17 protein-coding genes and 1 tRNA gene are annotated in these 17097 nt (G+C 60.3%); 16 read left to right on the top strand and 2 right to left on the bottom strand.

What is annotated here, in order from left to right; all coding sequences use genetic code 11:
* The 8 genes from ACI2KS_RS01860 to nadA all read left to right on the top strand — a co-directional run.
* Nucleotides 1–77 (top strand): hypothetical protein (locus tag ACI2KS_RS01860; protein ID WP_404617239.1); only part of this gene is annotated, 77 nt, incomplete at its 5' end.
* A gap of 28 nt (nt 78–105) precedes the next feature.
* Complete coding sequence (gene pal, locus ACI2KS_RS01855) at nt 106–606, top strand: peptidoglycan-associated lipoprotein Pal (RefSeq protein ID WP_404616692.1); 501 nt, start codon at nt 106–108, stop codon at nt 604–606.
* 6 nt (nt 607–612) lie between these two features.
* A complete protein-coding gene (ybgF, locus tag ACI2KS_RS01850) occupies nt 613–1443 on the top strand; it encodes a tol-pal system protein YbgF (RefSeq protein ID WP_404616691.1) in 831 nt (276 codons plus the stop codon).
* 179 nt (nt 1444–1622) lie between these two features.
* Nucleotides 1623–2270, top strand: a complete 648-nt coding sequence (queE, locus tag ACI2KS_RS01845; RefSeq protein ID WP_404616690.1) for a 7-carboxy-7-deazaguanine synthase QueE — start codon at nt 1623–1625, stop codon at nt 2268–2270.
* 13 nt (nt 2271–2283) lie between these two features.
* Nucleotides 2284–2958 carry a 7-cyano-7-deazaguanine synthase QueC gene (queC, locus tag ACI2KS_RS01840; RefSeq protein WP_404616689.1) on the top strand — a complete coding sequence of 225 codons (675 nt, stop codon included), beginning with the start codon at nt 2284–2286 and terminating at the stop codon, nt 2956–2958.
* 63 nt (nt 2959–3021) lie between these two features.
* Nucleotides 3022–3097: transfer RNA gene (locus ACI2KS_RS01835), tRNA-Lys, on the top strand.
* A 113-nt stretch (nt 3098–3210) separates the two neighbouring features.
* Nucleotides 3211–3618, top strand: coding sequence for an SRPBCC domain-containing protein (locus tag ACI2KS_RS01830; RefSeq protein ID WP_404616688.1), 408 nt, complete (start codon nt 3211–3213; stop codon nt 3616–3618).
* A 307-nt stretch (nt 3619–3925) separates the two neighbouring features.
* Nucleotides 3926–4984, top strand: a complete 1059-nt coding sequence (gene nadA / locus ACI2KS_RS01825; protein ID WP_404616687.1) for a quinolinate synthase NadA — start codon at nt 3926–3928, stop codon at nt 4982–4984.
* A gap of 94 nt (nt 4985–5078) precedes the next feature.
* Here nadA and ACI2KS_RS01820 read toward each other — a convergent pair whose 3' ends face one another.
* Entirely contained in the window at nt 5079–6512 is a 1434-nt protein-coding gene (locus ACI2KS_RS01820; protein ID WP_404616686.1) for a M48 family metalloprotease, read from the bottom strand.
* A gap of 150 nt (nt 6513–6662) precedes the next feature.
* Between ACI2KS_RS01820 and ACI2KS_RS01815 the strand changes: the two genes are divergently transcribed.
* Nucleotides 6663–6914 carry a sulfurtransferase TusA family protein gene (locus ACI2KS_RS01815; protein ID WP_404616685.1) on the top strand — a complete coding sequence of 84 codons (252 nt, stop codon included), beginning with the start codon at nt 6663–6665 and terminating at the stop codon, nt 6912–6914.
* Nucleotides 6915–6963: 49 nt separating this feature from the next.
* Nucleotides 6964–8034: an AI-2E family transporter gene (locus ACI2KS_RS01810; protein WP_404616684.1), complete on the top strand. Its 1071-nt coding sequence runs from the start codon at nt 6964–6966 to the stop codon at nt 8032–8034.
* Between the two features lie 39 nt (nt 8035–8073).
* Here the strand turns inward: ACI2KS_RS01810 and ACI2KS_RS01805 are convergent, their stop codons facing one another.
* Complete coding sequence (locus ACI2KS_RS01805) at nt 8074–9147, bottom strand: DUF748 domain-containing protein (protein WP_404616683.1); 1074 nt, start codon at nt 9145–9147, stop codon at nt 8074–8076.
* A gap of 125 nt (nt 9148–9272) precedes the next feature.
* Here ACI2KS_RS01805 and cysK point away from each other — a divergent pair, with 125 nt between their 5' ends.
* The 6 genes from cysK to aceK all read left to right on the top strand — a co-directional run bounded on the left by cysK (nt 9273) and on the right by aceK (nt 17088).
* The gene (cysK, locus tag ACI2KS_RS01800) at nt 9273–10247 is read left to right on the top strand and encodes a cysteine synthase A (RefSeq protein WP_404616682.1); all 975 of its coding nucleotides are present in this window, start codon (nt 9273–9275) and stop codon (nt 10245–10247) included.
* 354 nt (nt 10248–10601) lie between these two features.
* Entirely contained in the window at nt 10602–11540 is a 939-nt protein-coding gene (locus tag ACI2KS_RS01795; protein ID WP_404616681.1) for an aspartyl/asparaginyl beta-hydroxylase domain-containing protein, read from the top strand.
* A gap of 151 nt (nt 11541–11691) precedes the next feature.
* The gene (locus ACI2KS_RS01790; RefSeq protein ID WP_404616680.1) at nt 11692–12609 is read left to right on the top strand and encodes a glyoxalase; all 918 of its coding nucleotides are present in this window, start codon (nt 11692–11694) and stop codon (nt 12607–12609) included.
* Between the two features lie 3 nt (nt 12610–12612).
* Nucleotides 12613–14022, top strand: a complete 1410-nt coding sequence (locus tag ACI2KS_RS01785; RefSeq protein ID WP_404616679.1) for an alginate export family protein — start codon at nt 12613–12615, stop codon at nt 14020–14022.
* Between the two features lie 414 nt (nt 14023–14436).
* Nucleotides 14437–15291, top strand: coding sequence for a DMT family transporter (locus tag ACI2KS_RS01780; protein ID WP_404616678.1), 855 nt, complete (start codon nt 14437–14439; stop codon nt 15289–15291).
* A gap of 78 nt (nt 15292–15369) precedes the next feature.
* Nucleotides 15370–17088 (top strand): bifunctional isocitrate dehydrogenase kinase/phosphatase, encoded by a 1719-nt coding sequence (gene aceK / locus ACI2KS_RS01775; protein ID WP_404616677.1) that lies wholly within the window; start codon nt 15370–15372, stop codon nt 17086–17088.
* Nucleotides 17089–17097: the final 9 nt, after the last annotated feature.

The following is a 17097-nucleotide window of genomic DNA, read 5'->3' as shown; positions in this document are numbered from 1 at the left end:
CTACCTCTCACGGCGAAGTCAGAGAACCTTCCTGGGCCCCTTACCTGAACTCACTCGGAGCTTTACGTTTAAATTAAGACAGTGGGGTTCATTAGGAGTTTCACGATGGAAATGCTGAAGTTTGGTAAATTTGCTGCGCTGGCTCTGGCCATGGCTGTAGCTGTAGGTTGCTCGTCCAAAGGCGGCGACAATGCCGGTGAAGGCGCTGCTGTAGATCCAAACGCTGGTTACGGCGCTAACACTGGTGCCGTTGATGGCAGCCTGAGCGAAGAAGCTGCTCTGCGCGCAATCACCACTTTCTACTTCGAATACGACAGTTCCGACCTGAAACCAGAGGCCATGCGCGCTCTGGACGTTCACGCCAAAGACCTGAAAGGCAACGGCGCGCGCGTAGTTCTGGAAGGCAACACCGACGAACGCGGTACTCGCGAATACAACCTGGCACTGGGCGAGCGTCGTGCGAAAGCCGTTCAACGCTACCTGGTTCTGCAAGGCGTTTCGCCAGCTCAGCTGGAAGTCGTTTCCTACGGTGAAGAGCGTCCAGTTGCTACCGGCAACGACGAGCAATCCTGGGCTCAAAACCGTCGCGTCGAACTGCGTAAGTAATTTGACATGCGAACGTGCCGCCGTGCTTTAACCGTTTTGGCTCTCACCCTTCCTCTTGCAGCGATGGGTGCGGTTCCTGTGGTCGATGACAACTCTGGCTCTGCTGGTAGCAGTTATCCGCCATCGGGTTATGGTACGGCGGGCGCCTACGCCGGAGGTGCGGCTACGGCCGCACCTTCGGCGCAAGGTCAGCTGTTCATGCAGTTGCAACAAATGCAGGATGAAATTTCGCGCTTGCGCGGAATCGTCGAAGTCCAGCAGAACGATATCCAGCAGATGAAGCAAGAAGCGCTGGATCGCTACAAGGACCTCGACTCACGCATCGGAGCTGGCGGCGCACCTGCTGCACCAGCTGCCAACAATTCAGCTTCCGACGGCGGCGTAAACGCCGGCGGAGCACCCGTGGCACCTGCGGCCGGCGCTGCCGCCCAGGCCCCGCAAACCAGCAGTGAACCGGGCGACCCGGCGAAAGAGAAGCTCTACTATGACGCTGCTTTCGACCTGATCAAGGCCAAGGATTTCGACAAGGCCAGCCAGGCGTTCTCTGCTTTCCTGCGCAAGTATCCCAACAGCCAATATGCGGGCAATGCCCAGTACTGGTTGGGCGAAGTCAATCTGGCCAAAGGCGATCTGCAAGGTGCCGGACAGGCTTTTGCCAAGGTCAGTCAGTTGTACCCCAAGCATGCCAAGGTCCCTGACTCGCTCTACAAGCTTGCGGATGTCGAACGTCGACTGGGCCACACCGACAAGGTCAAAGGCATCCTGCAGCAAGTCGTCGCCCAGTACCCGGGCACATCTGCTGCGCAACTGGCGCAACGAGACCTTCAGCGTCTCTGATTGCCAGACAGCTTGACCCCGAATTCAAGAAAGCCGCGCGTTGCGCGGCTTTTTTCGTTAGAATCTCGCACCCGAAATTCCGGTATTGATTACGCTTGTGTGGATTCTGCGATTGCAGGGTGTACGCAAGTGCCTGACGGAGGCGGATGGCCTGTTTAGCCGTTACGCCCGTGGCCCTTATGCAAGACACATTACGCATCACCGAAGTTTTCTACTCCTTGCAGGGTGAAACGCGCACGGCGGGCTTGCCCACCGTATTTGTGCGCCTCACTGGCTGCCCGTTGCGTTGCGGTTATTGCGACAGCGAATACGCGTTCAGCGGCGGAACGATCCAGACCCTCGACTCGCTCATGGAGCAGGTCGCCAGTTACCGGCCGCGTTACGTGTGCGTGACCGGTGGTGAGCCGCTGGCCCAGCCCAACGCCATCCCCTTGCTCGAGCGCCTGTGCGACGCCGGTTATGAAGTTTCCCTTGAGACCAGCGGTGCGCTGGACATCTCCAGGGTCGACCCGCGCGTCAGCCGCGTGGTCGATTTGAAGACGCCGGGCTCCAAAGAAGTCTCCCGCAATCGATACGAGAACATCGATCTGCTGACTTCCAATGATCAGGTCAAATTCGTCATTTGCTCGCGGGAAGACTACGACTGGGCTGTTTCCAAGCTCATTCAATACGGTCTGGATCGCCGCGCTGGCGAAGTGTTGTTTTCCCCCGTGCACCGCGACCTCAACGTCAGGGACCTGGCAGACTGGATCGTCGCCGACAACCTGCCCGTACGCCTGCAGTTGCAGCTGCATAAAATTCTCTGGAACGACGAGCCAGGGCGCTGAAAGGAGAACAGAAATGACTGAGAAAAGAGCGGTAATCCTGCTGTCTGGCGGGCTGGATTCGGCGACAGTAGTTGCCATGGCCAAAGCCGACGGCTTCAGCTGCTACACCATGAGCTTTGACTACGGCCAGCGCCATCGCGCAGAACTGCAGGCCGCAGAGCGTGTGGCCAAAGACCTCGGCGTGGTCGAGCACAAGGTGATCGGTCTGAACCTGAACGGTATCGGCGGTTCTGCGCTGACAGACAGCAGCATTGCCGTCCCCGAGACGCCAGGAGAGGGCATTCCGGTCACCTACGTGCCTGCACGCAATACGGTGTTCCTGTCGCTGGCGCTGGGCTGGGCCGAAGTACTGGGCGCGCGCGACATCTTTATCGGCGTCAACGCGGTCGATTACTCCGGTTACCCGGATTGTCGCCCCGAGTTCGTCGAGTCCTTCGAGCGTATGGCCAACCTTGCGACCAAGGCCGGAGTAGAAGGCCAGGGTTTCACGATTCAAGCCCCGCTGCAGATGCTGAGCAAGGCTGACATCGTCAAGGCTGGCGTGCGTCTGGGCGTCGATTATGGCCTCACCGTCTCTTGCTACCAGGCGGATGATCAGGGTCGTGCCTGCCGTAAATGCGATAGCTGCCGCCTGCGCGCAGAAGGCTTCGCAGCGGCTGGCGTAACCGACCCAACCAGATATTTTTAATTTTTTTTCAATAAGGTGTTGAATTACTGAGAGAAAGCGGTAATATACGCGCCACCACGAAGCGGGTCGTTAGCTCAGTTGGTAGAGCAGTTGGCTTTTAACCAATTGGTCGTAGGTTCGAATCCCACACGACCCACCATTTTTAGCGGTTTAGAAAATCCGGAAGGCCCACGAGAGTGAGGATTTCCGGGTTTTTTTTTGCCTGCAATTCGGTGGGCTCGAGCCTGTCGACAGGCATGACCATGAGTCGTCATGAAGATCACTGTCCAAACCCATGTTGCCGCACCCATCGCTGTTGTCTGGCGCTGCTTCAACAACCCGGACGATATCGTGCAGTGGGATGCCTCTGACGCCTGGCACACAATCTGGGCATCGAACGATCTCACAGTGGGCGGTAAGCTGCAGCTACGCATCGAAGCCAACGACAAGAGCTCGGGATTCGACTTTGTCGCGACCTACGCGCAGATTCAGATGGACAGGCTGATCGAGTTCATCGCGCAGGATGGCACCACAGTTACCCTGGAGTTCACGGAAATGGACGCCGGTGTCATGATTCGTCAGACCTTCGATGCGGCCCCGCAACCTACTCAAGCCCAGCAACGCGCCGAATGGCTGTCGGTCCTGCACCGCTTCGCTCGATACGCTGAACGGCAGGGCTGAGGCATATATGCCGGTGGCGGCGGCCTCGAGTGGTCCGCGGCTGCGCTCGTATACCCACCGCAGCGTAAGTGATCGCTCAACAAGTTACGTGATACATTCGCCGCCGCGTCGCGCGTCTTGGTGCTCTGACCCACCTCGAGGGGCATGGCAGACGAGGCGTGCAGGGCGATCGCTTTTCGATCCACGCACGAAGATGCATGCACAGGGCTGGAAATCTCATGACCGTGAGGATTTCCCGCTTTTTTGTTGCCTGTTGTTCAGGTGTAAACTCGACGTTCGCGCTTACGCGCATTCAGGTCCTGCGAACATGACACAGATTTCCGAACGCCTTCTGGTACAGGCGCATCTAGACGCCAAACAACCCAAGCCCCTGACCCCGGAGGAGGAAGCCGAGTATCGTCGCCTGATCGCTGCAGAGCTTGCGGCTCAAGATGCGGTGCTGGTGGCTCATTACTACTGCGACCCCGTTATTCAGGCGCTGGCGGAGGAAACCGGCGGTTGTGTGTCGGACTCCCTGGAGATGGCCCGCTTTGGTAAAAACCATCCGGCCAAGACCGTGCTGGTTGCTGGCGTGCGGTTCATGGGCGAAACCGCAAAAATCCTGACCCCTGAAAAACGCATTCTGATGCCGACACTGGAGGCGACCTGCTCGCTGGACCTGGGTTGCGGCGTTGACGAATTTTCGGCGTTCTGCGACCAGCACCCCGAGCGCACAGTGGTCGTCTATGCCAACACTTCCGCAGCGGTTAAAGCCCGCGCCGATTGGGTCGTGACCTCCAGCTGTGCGCTGGAGATCGTCGAGAGTCTGATGGACAACGGCGAGAAGATCATCTGGGCGCCGGACAAGCACCTTGGGCGTTATATCCAGCGTGAAACCGGCGCGGACATGCTGCTGTGGGACGGCGCGTGCATCGTCCACGAGGAGTTCAAGTCGCGGCAGCTGGAAGACATGAAGGCGCTGTACCCGGATGCCGCGATTCTGGTGCATCCAGAGTCGCCGGAGTCGGTGATCGATCTGGCCGATGCGGTAGGGTCCACCAGCCAGCTGATCAAAGCCGCCCAGACGCTGCCGAACAAGACGTTTATCGTGGCCACCGACCGCGGCATTTTCTACAAGATGCAGCAGTTGTGCCCGGACAAGGTCTTCATCGAAGCCCCTACCGCTGGCAACGGCGCGGCCTGCCGCAGTTGCGCGCACTGCCCGTGGATGGCCATGAACACCTTGGCGCGCACGCTGCAGTGCCTGCGTGAAGGCACCAATGAGATTTTCGTCGATCCGGCGATCATCCCGCATGCCGTGCGCCCGCTGCAGCGGATGCTGGATTTCACCCAGGCCGCGCGGATGAAGCTCTCGGGTAATGCCTGATTCGTAAGAGCTGTAACAGTCCGGCTTGCCGGCGGTGACGCTTTCAATATCGTCACCGCCGGCAAGCCGGACTGCCTCAGGGACAGTGCTGCCTCTAGTTCATCAACTCCTTCACTGCCCGCTCCTGGGCGATGATTTCCTGTTGCCGCGCATCGATCCGTGACGCCAGCTGGAAGTTGTTATTGGCCCGGCGCTTGGCGAACTCCAGCTGCTGGATCGCCTGCTTGAAGTCGCCCATCAGCGCAAAATATTCGGCGCGGGCCTGGTGCAGGCCGATGGTGTTGCCCGCCAGCCCGCGGGTGTCGGCCACCTGATTCCAGATATCCGGATCGTCCGGACGGCTCTTGAGCAACGTCTCCAGGGACGTCAGTGCTTCAGGTGCCTTCTGCTGTTTGAGCAATACGTCGACTTTGGCCTGATTGAGCGGGTAATCATTCGGATAGATGCTCAACAGCCGGTTGACTCGCTGCTGCGCGTCGGGCAATCGATTGTTGGCAATGTCCAGATTGATTGCCGCCAGGTTGTAGGTGATGTCGTCTGGCGCCTTGTCCAGCAGCGGCTTGAGAGTCTCGCGCGACTCATTGAGCTGGCCGGCCTTGGTCTGCGCCAATGCCAGGCCGTAGCGAGCGGCGTCGTTTTTCGGGTTTTCGGCCAATTGCGCGCGAAAACGCTTGGCCGCCATGCCGGGGGTTTCTTCGTAGATCAGGACCACCCGGGAACGCATCAGCTGATAGGTGGGGCTGTCTTCCTTGCCGCCGATTTTGGATTGTTCGGCGCGGTTGCGGGTATCGGCGATACGCGATTCGGTCACCGGGTGACTCATGAGGAATTCCGGCGGCTTGGCGTCATAACGATACTGACGCGCCAGGCGCTCGAACATGGTCGGCATGTTGCGCGGGTCGTAGCCGGCCTTTTCCAGGTTGAGAATGCCGATGCGGTCGGCTTCGGCCTCGTTCTGCCTGGAAAAACGCGCCTGCTCCTGGATAGCGGCGGCCTGCGTGCCGGCGATGGTCGCAATCCCGGCATCGCCTGCGCCGGCGACCGCCATGACGATGCCGGCGAGCATTGCCGCCATCACCGGCACTTGCATGCGTTGCTGTGCCTGAACACCGCGGGCAAAGTGGCGTTGCGACAAGTGAGCCAGTTCGTGGGCCAGTACCGCTGCGTATTCGCCCTCGGTCTCGGCGTGAAGGAACAGCCCGCCGTTGACCCCGATGATCCCGCCAGGCGCGGCAAAGGCGTTGATTTCCGGGGTGTTGATCAGGATGAATTCCAGTCGCCGATCCTGCACCTGACTGGTCTCGGCCAGACGATAGACCGTCGTTTCGACGAAATCCTTGAGCTGTGGATCTGACAACTGCGGCACTTGGGCTCGCAGCAGGCCCAGCCAGGCACGCCCCAGGTCATGTTCCTGTTGTGGTGAAACGATCGAAGAGCTGGCATCGCCAAGCGACGGCAGGTCGTCCGCAAAAGTCGGAGGTGCCAGCAGGCATGCAAGCGTCAGCAGTGTGGGGCGCAGAAAATTCATGCACGAAACTCTGAGGCAGAAAGTCGTTACTGTAGCTGGCTCAATGGCTTGCTGACCAGAGTGCGGTATTCTTGCAAGCTTGTACGAATTTTCTTGATCGTTCTGTTCAAAGTTTCTGTGTAATTGGATGTGTCTACCCGGAGAGAAACGATGTCTGACGCTGTAGGGCGCCCCGCGACGTGCGACGCCGAGCTGGACGCCAGTGGCCTGAATTGCCCCTTGCCCTTGCTCAAGGCCAAGATGGAGCTCAATCGCCTGGCCAGCGGCTCGGTGCTCATGGTCACTGCCACCGACGCCGGTTCGCAACGTGATTTCCGCACCTTTGCAAGGCTGGCTGGCCACGCGCTGTTGCATGAGGAAGCCGCCAACGGCATTTATCGCTACTGGCTACGCAAGGCCTGACCGGTTTTTATCCCTTCGCCTCTTACCCCTTCCACCCAAAGGATCATTGATGTTCAAAGTGCTTCGCGACTGGATGCAGCGCTACTTCTCGGATGAAGAGGCGGTGGTGCTGGCGGTGCTGCTGTTTCTGGCGTTCACCATCGTCCTGACCCTGGGCGGCATGCTGGCTCCGGTGCTCGCGGGTCTGGTGCTGGCGTTCCTGATGCAGGGCATGGTCGTGCAGCTGGAGCGCTTGCGCATGCCCGAAGGCGCTGCTGTCGGGGTGGTATTCGCCCTGTTCATGGGCGCGCTGGGCATCTTCCTGCTGGTGCTCGTGCCTTTGCTCTGGCATCAGCTGATCACCCTGTTCAACGAACTGCCGGGAATGCTGGCCAAGTGGCAATCGCTGCTGTTGCTGCTGCCGGAACGCTACCCGCATCTGGTCTCCGACGAGCAGGTGCTGCAGGCGATCGAGGCGGCCCGTGGCGAAATCGGCAAGTTCGGCCAGTGGGCACTGACCTTCTCGCTGTCGAGCCTGCCGTTGCTGGTGGCGATGATGATCTACCTGGTGTTGGTGCCGATCCTGGTGTTCTTCTTTCTCAAGGATCGTCGGATGATCAGCCGTTGGGTCAGGGGCTACCTGCCGCGCGAGCGTACGCTGATCACCCGCGTTGCCGAAGAAATGAACCGGCAGATCGCCAACTATATTCGTGGCAAGGTCATCGAGATTTTCATCTGCGGGGCGGTGACCTACATCGCTTTCGTGACCATGGGCCTCAATTACTCGGCGCTGTTGGCGATGCTGGTGGGGATTTCCGTGGTCGTGCCGTATGTGGGGGCGGTCGTGGTCACGGTGCCAGTCGCCTTCATCGCTTTGTTCCAGTGGGGCTGGAGCGATCAGTTCATCTACCTGATGGCGGTGTACGGAATCATCCAGACACTCGATGGCAACGTGCTGGTGCCGTTGTTGTTCTCGCAGACGGTGAGCCTGCACCCGGTGGCAATTATCTGTGCGGTGCTGTTGTTTGGCGGGCTGTGGGGGTTCTGGGGGATATTCTTCGCCATTCCGCTGGCGACCCTGTTCAAGGCCGTACTGGATGCCTGGCCGCGCAATGAACCGACCGTGGCGCCTTTGTTGTAGGCGCCACGGCACTGACGGTCATACAGCGGTCGGCTCGGCTCAGGGCGCAGCCTTGCCGCTGTCATAGCGCGTGTTGAAGGCCTGGACAAAGGCGTTGCGCAGAATTTGCAGAAACGCCTGGAATGCACTGACGTCCTGTTTGTGCACGCTGCCGCTGAGCTCCACGCGAGTGGCGAACTGGTTTTTGCGCTGGTTCTTGAGCACGGTTTCGCTGGCCCCGACCATGGCCTCCCAGATCGAACGGAAGAAACCCTTGTTCTGGTTTTCCACGTCTTGCTGCCAGTTGAAGATATCCACGTCACGCAGCAGTGGCTTGATATAGCCGCTGAGCTGACCTTTCTTGGCCTGCGCTTCGATCACGATATCGCCGCTGCCGGCATTGAAGTCGAACTTGCCGTAGGCCGAGGCGAAGTCGTTCAGGCTTTTGAGTTGTACGTCGGTGGCACGCAGCTTGAAGTCGAAGTCCTCGAAATTGCTGAACGGGTCGAACGTCGCGTTGGTGTCCAGCGGCGATTGGCCCTGCAACAGCGCCTTGCCTTCGAAACGGGCATCGCGCTTGCCAGCGGTATCGGCCACGTTGGTCAGGTTGTAGAGGCTGGCGTTGACCTTGTCCGCGGAAATCTTGACCTTGGGCGTGGAGTTGAAATTACTGAAGGTGATCTTGCCGTCCTCCACGCGCACCTCGTTGAGGGTAATGGGCAGCAATTTATTCAATTGGGCGCGCCAGTCGGTGCCGGCACCGGTCTGTGACTGCTGCTTGTTGGCGCCGCCGTCGACGAAGTTGAGTTCGGGGCTGACGAACGCAACCTGTGCTACCACGGCGTGGTCGTACCAGAGTGAGTGCCAGCTGACCGCGATATCGATTACCGGCACGTTGAGCAGCGGCACCGGGACCTTGCCATCGACCTTGACGATGTTCAGGCCGTTGATCTTGTAGGCTCCGCGCCACAGGGCCAGGTCGACGTCGGTCACTTGACCGCGATACTCGCCCATGTCGGCAAGCTTCTGATTCAGATAATTGCGCACCACGTAGGGCAGCGCGATGTGTACGGCGATCAACAAGACGACGAGGCCCACGACTGTCCACAGAGGCCAGCTATAGCGACGTTTCATGGCAACGCTCTCCGGTTTCCTAGAGTGGTTGACTCCCGGCGGCGTCATCGGTTCGCCATGACTGGACGCAATATGTGCCCAAGGCATAGGCTTTGGGCTTTTCCCACCTGCACAAGGACCCGGTCATGAGCCGTATTTACGCAGACAACGCCCATTCCATCGGCAACACGCCATTGGTGCAGATCAATCGCATCGCGCCGCGCGGGGTCACGATCCTGGCCAAGATCGAAGGGCGCAATCCTGGGTATTCGGTCAAATGCCGGATTGGCGCCAACATGATCTGGGACGCCGAAAGCCGTGGCGCGCTGAAGACCGGCATGACCATTGTCGAGCCGACCTCCGGCAACACCGGGATCGGTCTTGCCTTCGTCGCAGCCGCCCGGGGCTACAAGCTGATGCTGACCATGCCGGCGTCCATGAGCATCGAGCGGCGCAAGGTGCTCAAGGCATTGGGCGCCGAGCTGGTGCTGACCGAACCTGCCAAGGGCATGAAGGGTGCCATCGCCAAGGCCGAAGAACTGGTCGCCAGTGAGCCGGGCAAGTACTTCATGCCTGCGCAGTTCGAAAACCCTGCCAACCCTGCGATCCACGAAAAAACCACTGGCCCGGAAATCTGGAACGACACCGATGGTGCCATCGATGTGCTGGTCGCCGGCGTCGGTACCGGCGGCACCATCACCGGGGTGTCGCGCTATATCAAGAACACCATGGGCAAACCCATCGTTTCGGTGGCCGTGGAGCCGCTGATTTCGCCGATCATTACCCAGGCAATGGCCGGCCAGGAAATCACCCCCAGCCCGCACAAGATCCAGGGCATCGGCGCCGGTTTCATTCCCAAAAACCTCGACCTGTCGATTGTCGACCGTGTGGAGCTGGTCAGCGACGAAGAAGCCAAGGCCATGGCGCTGCGCTTGATGCAGGAGGAGGGGATTTTGTGTGGTATCTCCTGTGGCGCGGCGATGCACGCGGCGGTGCGGCTGGCGGAGAAGCCGGAAATGCAGGGCAAGACCATAGTCGTGATCCTGCCCGACTCGGGCGAGCGTTATCTGTCGAGCATGCTGTTCAGCGATCTGTTTACTGAACAGGAGCTGACTCAATAGCCCTACAGCTCGACGCTGCGGCTTTTTACTGAGCCCGCTAAGGCTTATGATGGCCGCCATCCAGATCCGCCCGAAGCTTGCTTCAGGTCATCGGGCGTTGTCTGGCAGTGATTAGAATGGTTGGCTCGTCTGCTCCTGATTCTCGGCGCAGCCCGCAGCAGCGTGGCTTGTCCCGCGATCTGCCGGGTGCCGGCAGTAAAATCAGTGCGTTCGATTCTGTCAGATACACCCGGATGTCAAAGTTACTGCCGCTGCGCGCCAGATCGCGGGCCAGCCACGCTCTCACGCCCCTTGGGCAGAAGCGGATGCGGTGACAACGAGAGTTAGCAATTTGCCTGTTCCAAGGAGAGTTTCATGACCCTTTCGTTTGCTGCCAAGGCGGCAATCCTGCTGCTGTTCATCGGCAGCACGCTGTACGTGCACCTGCGCGGCAAGGCGCGCTTGCCGGTACTGCGCCAGTTCGTGAACCACTCCGCGCTGTTCGCCCCTTACAACGCGTTGATGTACCTGTTCTCCAGCGTGCCTTCCAAGCCTTATCTGGACCGCAGCAAGTTTCCGGAACTCGACGTGCTCAAGGACAACTGGGAGATCATTCGCGACGAAGCGATGCACCTGTTCGATGAGGGCTATATCCGCGCCGCCGCCAAGGACAACGACGCCGGTTTCGGTTCGTTCTTCAAGAAGGGCTGGAAGCGTTTTTACCTCAAGTGGTATGACAAACCGCTGCCGTCGGCCGAGGCCCTGTGCCCCAAAACCGTCGAACTGGTCAGCCGTATTCCCAATGTCAAAGGCGCCATGTTCGCGTTGTTGCCGGGGGGCAGTCACCTCAACCCGCACCGCGATCCGTTCGCCGGTTCCCTGCGCTATCACCTGGGCCTCTCCACGCCCAACTCCGACGACTGCCGGATCTTCGTCGATGGCAACGTCTACGCCTGGCGCGATGGCGAAGACGTGATGTTCGACGAGACCTACGTGCACTGGGTCAAGAACGAAACCGACGTCACCCGCGTGATTTTGTTCTGCGACATCGAGCGGCCGTTGAGCAATCGCTTCATGACCTCGGTCAACCGCAGCGTCAGTGCATTCCTGGGGCGCGCGACCGCGCCGCAGAACACTGATGACGAGCGCGTGGGCGGGATCAACCAGGCCTACGCCTTCAGCAAGCGCTTCAGCAATGCCTTCAGTGGCAAGGTCAAGACATTCAAGCGCGCCAACCCCAAGGCCTACCGTATCCTGCGTCCGGTGCTGGCGGTGATCGTGCTGACGCTTCTGGGTTACTGGCTGTTCGGCTGAGCCCTCGCCAACGAGCGCCGCTGCACCCTGTGTAGCGGCGCTTTGTCGTTTCTGGTGGCCGCAGTTGGCCGGCAAATAGCACGTCCATTCAATCATCTTCGGGGCCGAGCGCCGAGCATGGGCACATTCCTTGTTCCCGGAGATGACGTGCATGCGCACCAGATTACTGATGATTTCAGCCACGCTGTTCGGCCTTGCCGGGCCGCTGGCTGCAGTGGTTGCCCCGACCGCAGCTTTCGCGCAGGCCGCATCGACGGCGGTGGCCGTCGCCCCTCAATACGACACCAGTCATGTGTACGTCGCGCCGGCTGACGTCGAGCGTTTCGTGGCGAGCTTCACCGCGACCTTCGGCGGCAAGAGCACGCCCCAAGTGGTCGTCAATGTGCTGCCGGTCCCGAGCAGCACCACCTCGCAGTTGATTCAGACACCGGTGGGCACGGTTTCCCTGTTCGGTTTCACCACGCCGATTCCGCATCCGTTCGGTCAGGAGCGTAATGGATATCTGGTCAAGGACATGGACCTGGCCGTCAAGCAGGCGCGCCAGGCTGGCGCCGACGTGATCGTTTCCGATTTCCCCGACCCGATTGGTCGAGACGTCGTGGTGCAATGGCCGGGGGGCATCAATATGCAGCTGTACTGGCACACCAAGGTGCCCGATTACGCAGCGTTCCAGAGCGTTCCGGAAAACCGCGTGTACGTGTCGGCTGACCGTGCAGCGGCCTTCGTCAAATCCTTCGTTGCCTTCTCCCACGGCAAGGTCGTGAGCGATGTCAAAAACGCCCCGGGTGTCGAAATCGGCCGCGCCGATGGCGCCTACCAGCGCATTCGCATCGAGTCGGCATTCGGCAAGATGGTAGTGCTGGTCACCGACGGCCACCTGCCTTATCCGTTCGGCCACGACACCACCGGTTACGAAGTCAGCGACTTGCAAGACACGCTGAGCAAAGCCAAGGCCGCCGGGGTCAAGGTCATCGTCCAGACGTACAACAGCCAGGGTCGCAGTGCCGCCATGGTTGAGTTTCCGGGCGGCTACGTCGCCGAAATCCATCAGCTCGTCGCAGCTGGCTGACCGATGGCACGCGGACGATTCGTCTCCGGTCTGGGTGGTGTCTGGCTGGCCATGAGCCTGCCGCTGGTCACCCCTCTGGCCTTCGCCGACAGCAGCCCGTCGAGGCCGAACATCAAGACCAATCGCTGGCAGGAGGATTGGTCGGTGCTGGCCGACCCGACGCTGCGAACCGAACCACTGGACAGCCTTAAATACCTCTCGCTGTCGGCCGATGATCCGCAGGCCTACCTGTCATTGGGCAGCACCCTGCGCGAGCGTTTCGAGATGAACGACGCCAGTGCGTTCGGCACCCGCAACGTGGCCCGTGACGCTTATCTGCTGCAGCGTTTCCAGGTGCACGCGGACCTGCACTTCAACGAAAACTGGCGGCTGTTCACCCAGCTCGAAGACGTCCGCGCCTACGACAAGACCACCATTGGCGGCGCGGACCAGAACCGCACCGACCTGCGCCTGGCATTTCTGGAGTACACCCGCAAACTGGGCGACAACACCTTCAAGGCGCGGGTCGGTCGTCAGGATTTTGCCTTCGACCTGCAGCGCTTCATTTCTTCGCGTGACGGCCCCAACGTGCGGCAATCCTTCGATGCCCTGTGGGCCGACTGGGAAACCGGGCTGTGGCGGTTTATCGCCATCGCCAGCCGGCCGGTGCAGTATCAGGACGAACGTCATTTCGACGACCGCTCCAACCATGAATTTCGCTTCCACATGCTGCGCGCCGAGCGTCTGGTGGGCGGCAGCAACGAGTTGTCGGCCTACGTCGGGCTATACGAGCGCGACGACGCCAACTACCTGGATGCCAGTGGCGCGGAACACCGCAACCTCTTCGATGCCCGGCTTGGCGGCGCAGCCCAGGGCTATGACTGGGATCTGGAAGCGATGGGCCAGACCGGCTCGGTGGGTGCGAAGAGCATTCGTGCCTGGGCCGCCGGTAGCCGTGTCGGCTACACCTTTGCCGATATCGGCTGGACGCCGCGCCTGGGTCTGCAAATGGATGCGGCATCCGGTGACCGCCACAGTGGCGACGGCACGCTGGGCACGTTCAATCCGCTGTTCCCCAACGGCTATTACTTCTCGCTGGGCGGCTACACCGGTTACGCCAACATCCTGCATGTGAAGCCGTCGATCACCGTCAAGCCGATTGCCAAACTGAGCGTGCAGACCGCCATCGGCCTGCAGTGGCGCGAAACCACCGAGGATGCGGTGTATGTTCAGCCCAACATAGCGGTGGCGGGGACGGCCGGGCAGGGCAGCCGCTGGACCGGCGCTTACGGCCAGGTGCGCACCGACTATGCCTTCACCAGCAATCTGACCGGCGCCATCGAGGCCGTGCACTATGACGTTGGCCAATCGGTGCGTGACGCCGGGGGGCATGACAGCAACTATCTGGGCGTGGAACTGAAGATGTCCTGGTAAGCGCCGCCTGGTACTGGCGGTCGCCAACGGAGTTTCTGGCGTCGTAAAACGATATTGCACAACCCATCGCGGGCTGGTTATAGTCGGCCCCGGTGTTGCAACCTTGGCAACACCTGATCACTCCCTCTTCAGAAGACGATCACGATGCCTGCATCCAGCCCACATTTCGCGTTCCACGCCACAGCCCTCGCTGTTGCCGAACCGTGCGGGTGCATGCAAGTCGCTTTCATCACGCGTTACCCCCCACCTTCTCCTGTGAGCAGCCCGGTCGTGTGCGTCGTCGCACCGCCAGGCGTCGTCGTGCTCGGCTGATCCACGGCTGCAACGCTGTCGATCCACGCCTGCACACGCCAACAAAACATCAGTGAATCCGGTTTTGCCGGGTCCGATTTTGTCTGAATCACAGGTGACACCATGTTTGCGAACAAAGCTTTGGCCTCGATGGCCACGACCACGCTGTTTGTCCTGCTCTGGAGCAGCGGGGCGATTGTCTCCAAGTGGGGGCTGACCCATGCATCGCCCTTTGCGTTTCTGCTGTTTCGCTTCCTGCTGGCGCTGGTCGCGCTGGCGATTCTGATCCCGACCCTGGGCTACAAACTGCCCGCTACCCGTCAGTCGATGCGCTATGCGCTGGTCACCGGCGTGGTCCTGCTGGGCGCCTACCAGATCTGCTATCTGTTGGCGCTGGACATGAAAGTCGCACCCGGCGTCATGGCCACCATCATGGGGGTGCAGCCGATCCTGACCGCTGTGCTGGTGGAGCGCAGTCGCTCGTTTTCGCGGATGTTCGGCTTGTCGCTGGGCCTCGCCGGGCTGGTGCTGGTGGTGTTTCAGGGCATCGGCGACGGTGGATCGCTGGCCGGCATGGCGTTCGGCGTGCTGGGCATGTTGAGCATGACCTGCGGCTCCATCATGCAAAAGCGCATCACTGATAATCCGCTGGGTACGCTGCCGGTCCAGTACCTGGCCGGTACGCTGGTGTGCGCAGTGTTCGTGCCGTTCCAACCGTTTCACTTCGAGCACAGCATCGGCTTCTACGTGCCGGTGCTGTACATGGGGCTGGTGGTCTCGGTGCTGGCGACCTTTCTGCTGTATCGGTTGATCGCCCAAGGCAATCTGGTCAACGTCACCAGCCTGTTCTATCTGGTGCCCGCCGTGACCGCGATCATGGATTACCTGATCTTCGGCAACCGCCTGGCGTTGCTGAGCATGCTGGGCATGGTGCTGATCGTGGTGGGGCTGGTGTTTGTATTTCGCAAGGTGAAATAGCGCCGCTTGCTGGCGGATGGGGGTGATACAGCCCATCCGCTGCTAAGCTCGGGCCAGGAACAATTGCGAGATAGCCCGATGTCTTCCTCATGGCCTGCTGCGCCCATCGCCCGCTTGATCCTCGATGGCTTCGATGACTACCGTCGACACTTCAAGCAGATTGCCGATGGCGCGCAGTTGCGCTTCGAACAGGCGCTGTGGCAGCAGGCCCAGGCCGCCTCAGCGGCGCGGATCAGCCTGTACGAGGAAAAGGTCGGCGAGGTCACGGGCTGGCTGCGCGAGGCTTTCGCGGCGGATATTCTCCTGGACGCCGCTTGCTGGCCGCAGGTCAAAAGCGCGTACATCGAACTGATTGACCCACGCCTGGACGATGAACTGGCCGAGACCTGGTACAACTCGATCTTCTGCAGCCTGTTCAGTCATGACCTGATCAGCGACGGCTGCATGTTCATCCACACCACGCGGCCTGCCGTTCGTCATCGGCAACGCGTTGCGCAAACGCGCATGTACCAGCCCCATGGCGACCTTGCCGCAATGCTCGCGCAGGTGTTCGATGACTACCGCTTCAATCTGGTCTATGCCGATCTGCCAGGTGATCTGCTTCGGCTGCAAGCGGTGTTGCGTGAGAGTCTGCCCGATTGGGTGTGCCGCGATTCGGCGCTGACCGTGGAGCTGTTTGCCTCGGTGCTGTTTCGCAACAAGGGGGCCTATCTGGTCGGGCGCATTCACACCCTCGATGAGCAATGGCCGCTGGTCATTGCCCTGCTGCACCGTGAAGGGCAAGGCGTGCAGATCGACACGCTGATCACCGACGAGGCCGAGGTCTCGATCATCTTTTCCTTCACGCGCTCCTATTTCATGGTCGATGTGCCGGTGCCAGCCGAGTTCGTCGGCTTTCTCGAGAGCATCCTGCCGGGCAAGCACATCGCCGAACTGTACACCTCGATCGGTTTCTACAAGCACGGCAAATCCGAGTTCTACCGGGCATTGATTCGTCACCTGGCCGACACCGATGACCGCTTCATCATGGCGCCGGGGGTGCGCGGCATGGTCATGAGCGTGTTCACGTTGCCGGGTTTCAACACGGTGTTCAAGATCATCAAGGATCGCTTCTCGCCGTCCAAGAACGTCAACCGCGCGACCGTGATCGAGAAGTACCGGTTGGTGAAAAACGTCGATCGGGTAGGGCGCATGGCCGACACCCAGGAGTTTGCCGATTTCCGCTTCCCGGTCGAAAAATTCGATCCGCAGTGCCTGGCGGAATTGCTGGATGTGGCGCCCTCGACCGTGGTGCTGGAGGGCGAGACGGTGTTGATTCGTCACTGCTGGACCGAACGGCGCATGACCCCGCTCAATCTCTATCTGGAGAATGCCAGCCAGGCGCAGGTGCATGAAGCGCTGGAGGACTACGGCCTGGCGATCAAGCAACTGGCGGCAGCGAATATCTTTCCCGGCGACATGCTGCTGAAGAACTTCGGCGTCACACGCCACGGCCGTGTGGTGTTCTACGACTACGACGAGATCTGTCTCCTCACCGAGGCCAACTTCCGGCGCATCCCCGAGCCGCGCACGCCGGAGGATGAGATGGCCTGCGAACCCTGGTATTCGATCGGTCCGCTGGACGTGTTTCCCGAAGAGTTTCCACCGTTTCTGTTTGCCGACATGGATCAGCGCCGACTTTTCAACCGACTGCATGGCGAGCTGTACGACGCTGATTACTGGAAAGGGTTGCAGGAGGCGATTCGGGCGGGGAAGGTGATTGATGTGTTTCCGTATCGACGCAAACCGCAGGCTTGAAAACCTGCG

It is taken from the genome of Pseudomonas sp. NPDC087358, assembly GCF_044900785.1.
Taxonomy (GTDB): Bacteria; Pseudomonadota; Gammaproteobacteria; order Pseudomonadales; family Pseudomonadaceae; genus Aquipseudomonas.
The sequence above is the reverse complement of the archived record's forward strand: the minus strand, read 5'-3'. Positions and strand labels throughout refer to the sequence as shown.

What these genes read in the sequence shown, in the direction of transcription:
- ACI2KS_RS01785 (WP_404616679.1), top strand. Translation starts at nt 12,613, where the DNA reads ATGGCACGCGGACGATTCGTCTCCGGTCTGGGTGGTGTCTGGCTGGCC.
- ACI2KS_RS01820 (WP_404616686.1), bottom strand. Translation starts at nt 6,512, where the DNA reads ATGAATTTTCTGCGCCCCACACTGCTGACGCTTGCATGCCTGCTGGCA.
- ACI2KS_RS01805 (WP_404616683.1), bottom strand. Translation starts at nt 9,147, where the DNA reads ATGAAACGTCGCTATAGCTGGCCTCTGTGGACAGTCGTGGGCCTCGTC.
- cysK (WP_404616682.1), top strand. Translation starts at nt 9,273, where the DNA reads ATGAGCCGTATTTACGCAGACAACGCCCATTCCATCGGCAACACGCCA.
- ybgF (WP_404616691.1), top strand. Translation starts at nt 613, where the DNA reads ATGCGAACGTGCCGCCGTGCTTTAACCGTTTTGGCTCTCACCCTTCCT.
- ACI2KS_RS01815 (WP_404616685.1), top strand. Translation starts at nt 6,663, where the DNA reads ATGTCTGACGCTGTAGGGCGCCCCGCGACGTGCGACGCCGAGCTGGAC.
- ACI2KS_RS01790 (WP_404616680.1), top strand. Translation starts at nt 11,692, where the DNA reads ATGCGCACCAGATTACTGATGATTTCAGCCACGCTGTTCGGCCTTGCC.
- ACI2KS_RS01795 (WP_404616681.1), top strand. Translation starts at nt 10,602, where the DNA reads ATGACCCTTTCGTTTGCTGCCAAGGCGGCAATCCTGCTGCTGTTCATC.
- ACI2KS_RS01810 (WP_404616684.1), top strand. Translation starts at nt 6,964, where the DNA reads ATGTTCAAAGTGCTTCGCGACTGGATGCAGCGCTACTTCTCGGATGAA.
- aceK (WP_404616677.1), top strand. Translation starts at nt 15,370, where the DNA reads ATGTCTTCCTCATGGCCTGCTGCGCCCATCGCCCGCTTGATCCTCGAT.
- nadA (WP_404616687.1), top strand. Translation starts at nt 3,926, where the DNA reads ATGACACAGATTTCCGAACGCCTTCTGGTACAGGCGCATCTAGACGCC.
- queC (WP_404616689.1), top strand. Translation starts at nt 2,284, where the DNA reads ATGACTGAGAAAAGAGCGGTAATCCTGCTGTCTGGCGGGCTGGATTCG.
- pal (WP_404616692.1), top strand. Translation starts at nt 106, where the DNA reads ATGGAAATGCTGAAGTTTGGTAAATTTGCTGCGCTGGCTCTGGCCATG.
- queE (WP_404616690.1), top strand. Translation starts at nt 1,623, where the DNA reads ATGCAAGACACATTACGCATCACCGAAGTTTTCTACTCCTTGCAGGGT.
- ACI2KS_RS01830 (WP_404616688.1), top strand. Translation starts at nt 3,211, where the DNA reads ATGAAGATCACTGTCCAAACCCATGTTGCCGCACCCATCGCTGTTGTC.
- ACI2KS_RS01780 (WP_404616678.1), top strand. Translation starts at nt 14,437, where the DNA reads ATGTTTGCGAACAAAGCTTTGGCCTCGATGGCCACGACCACGCTGTTT.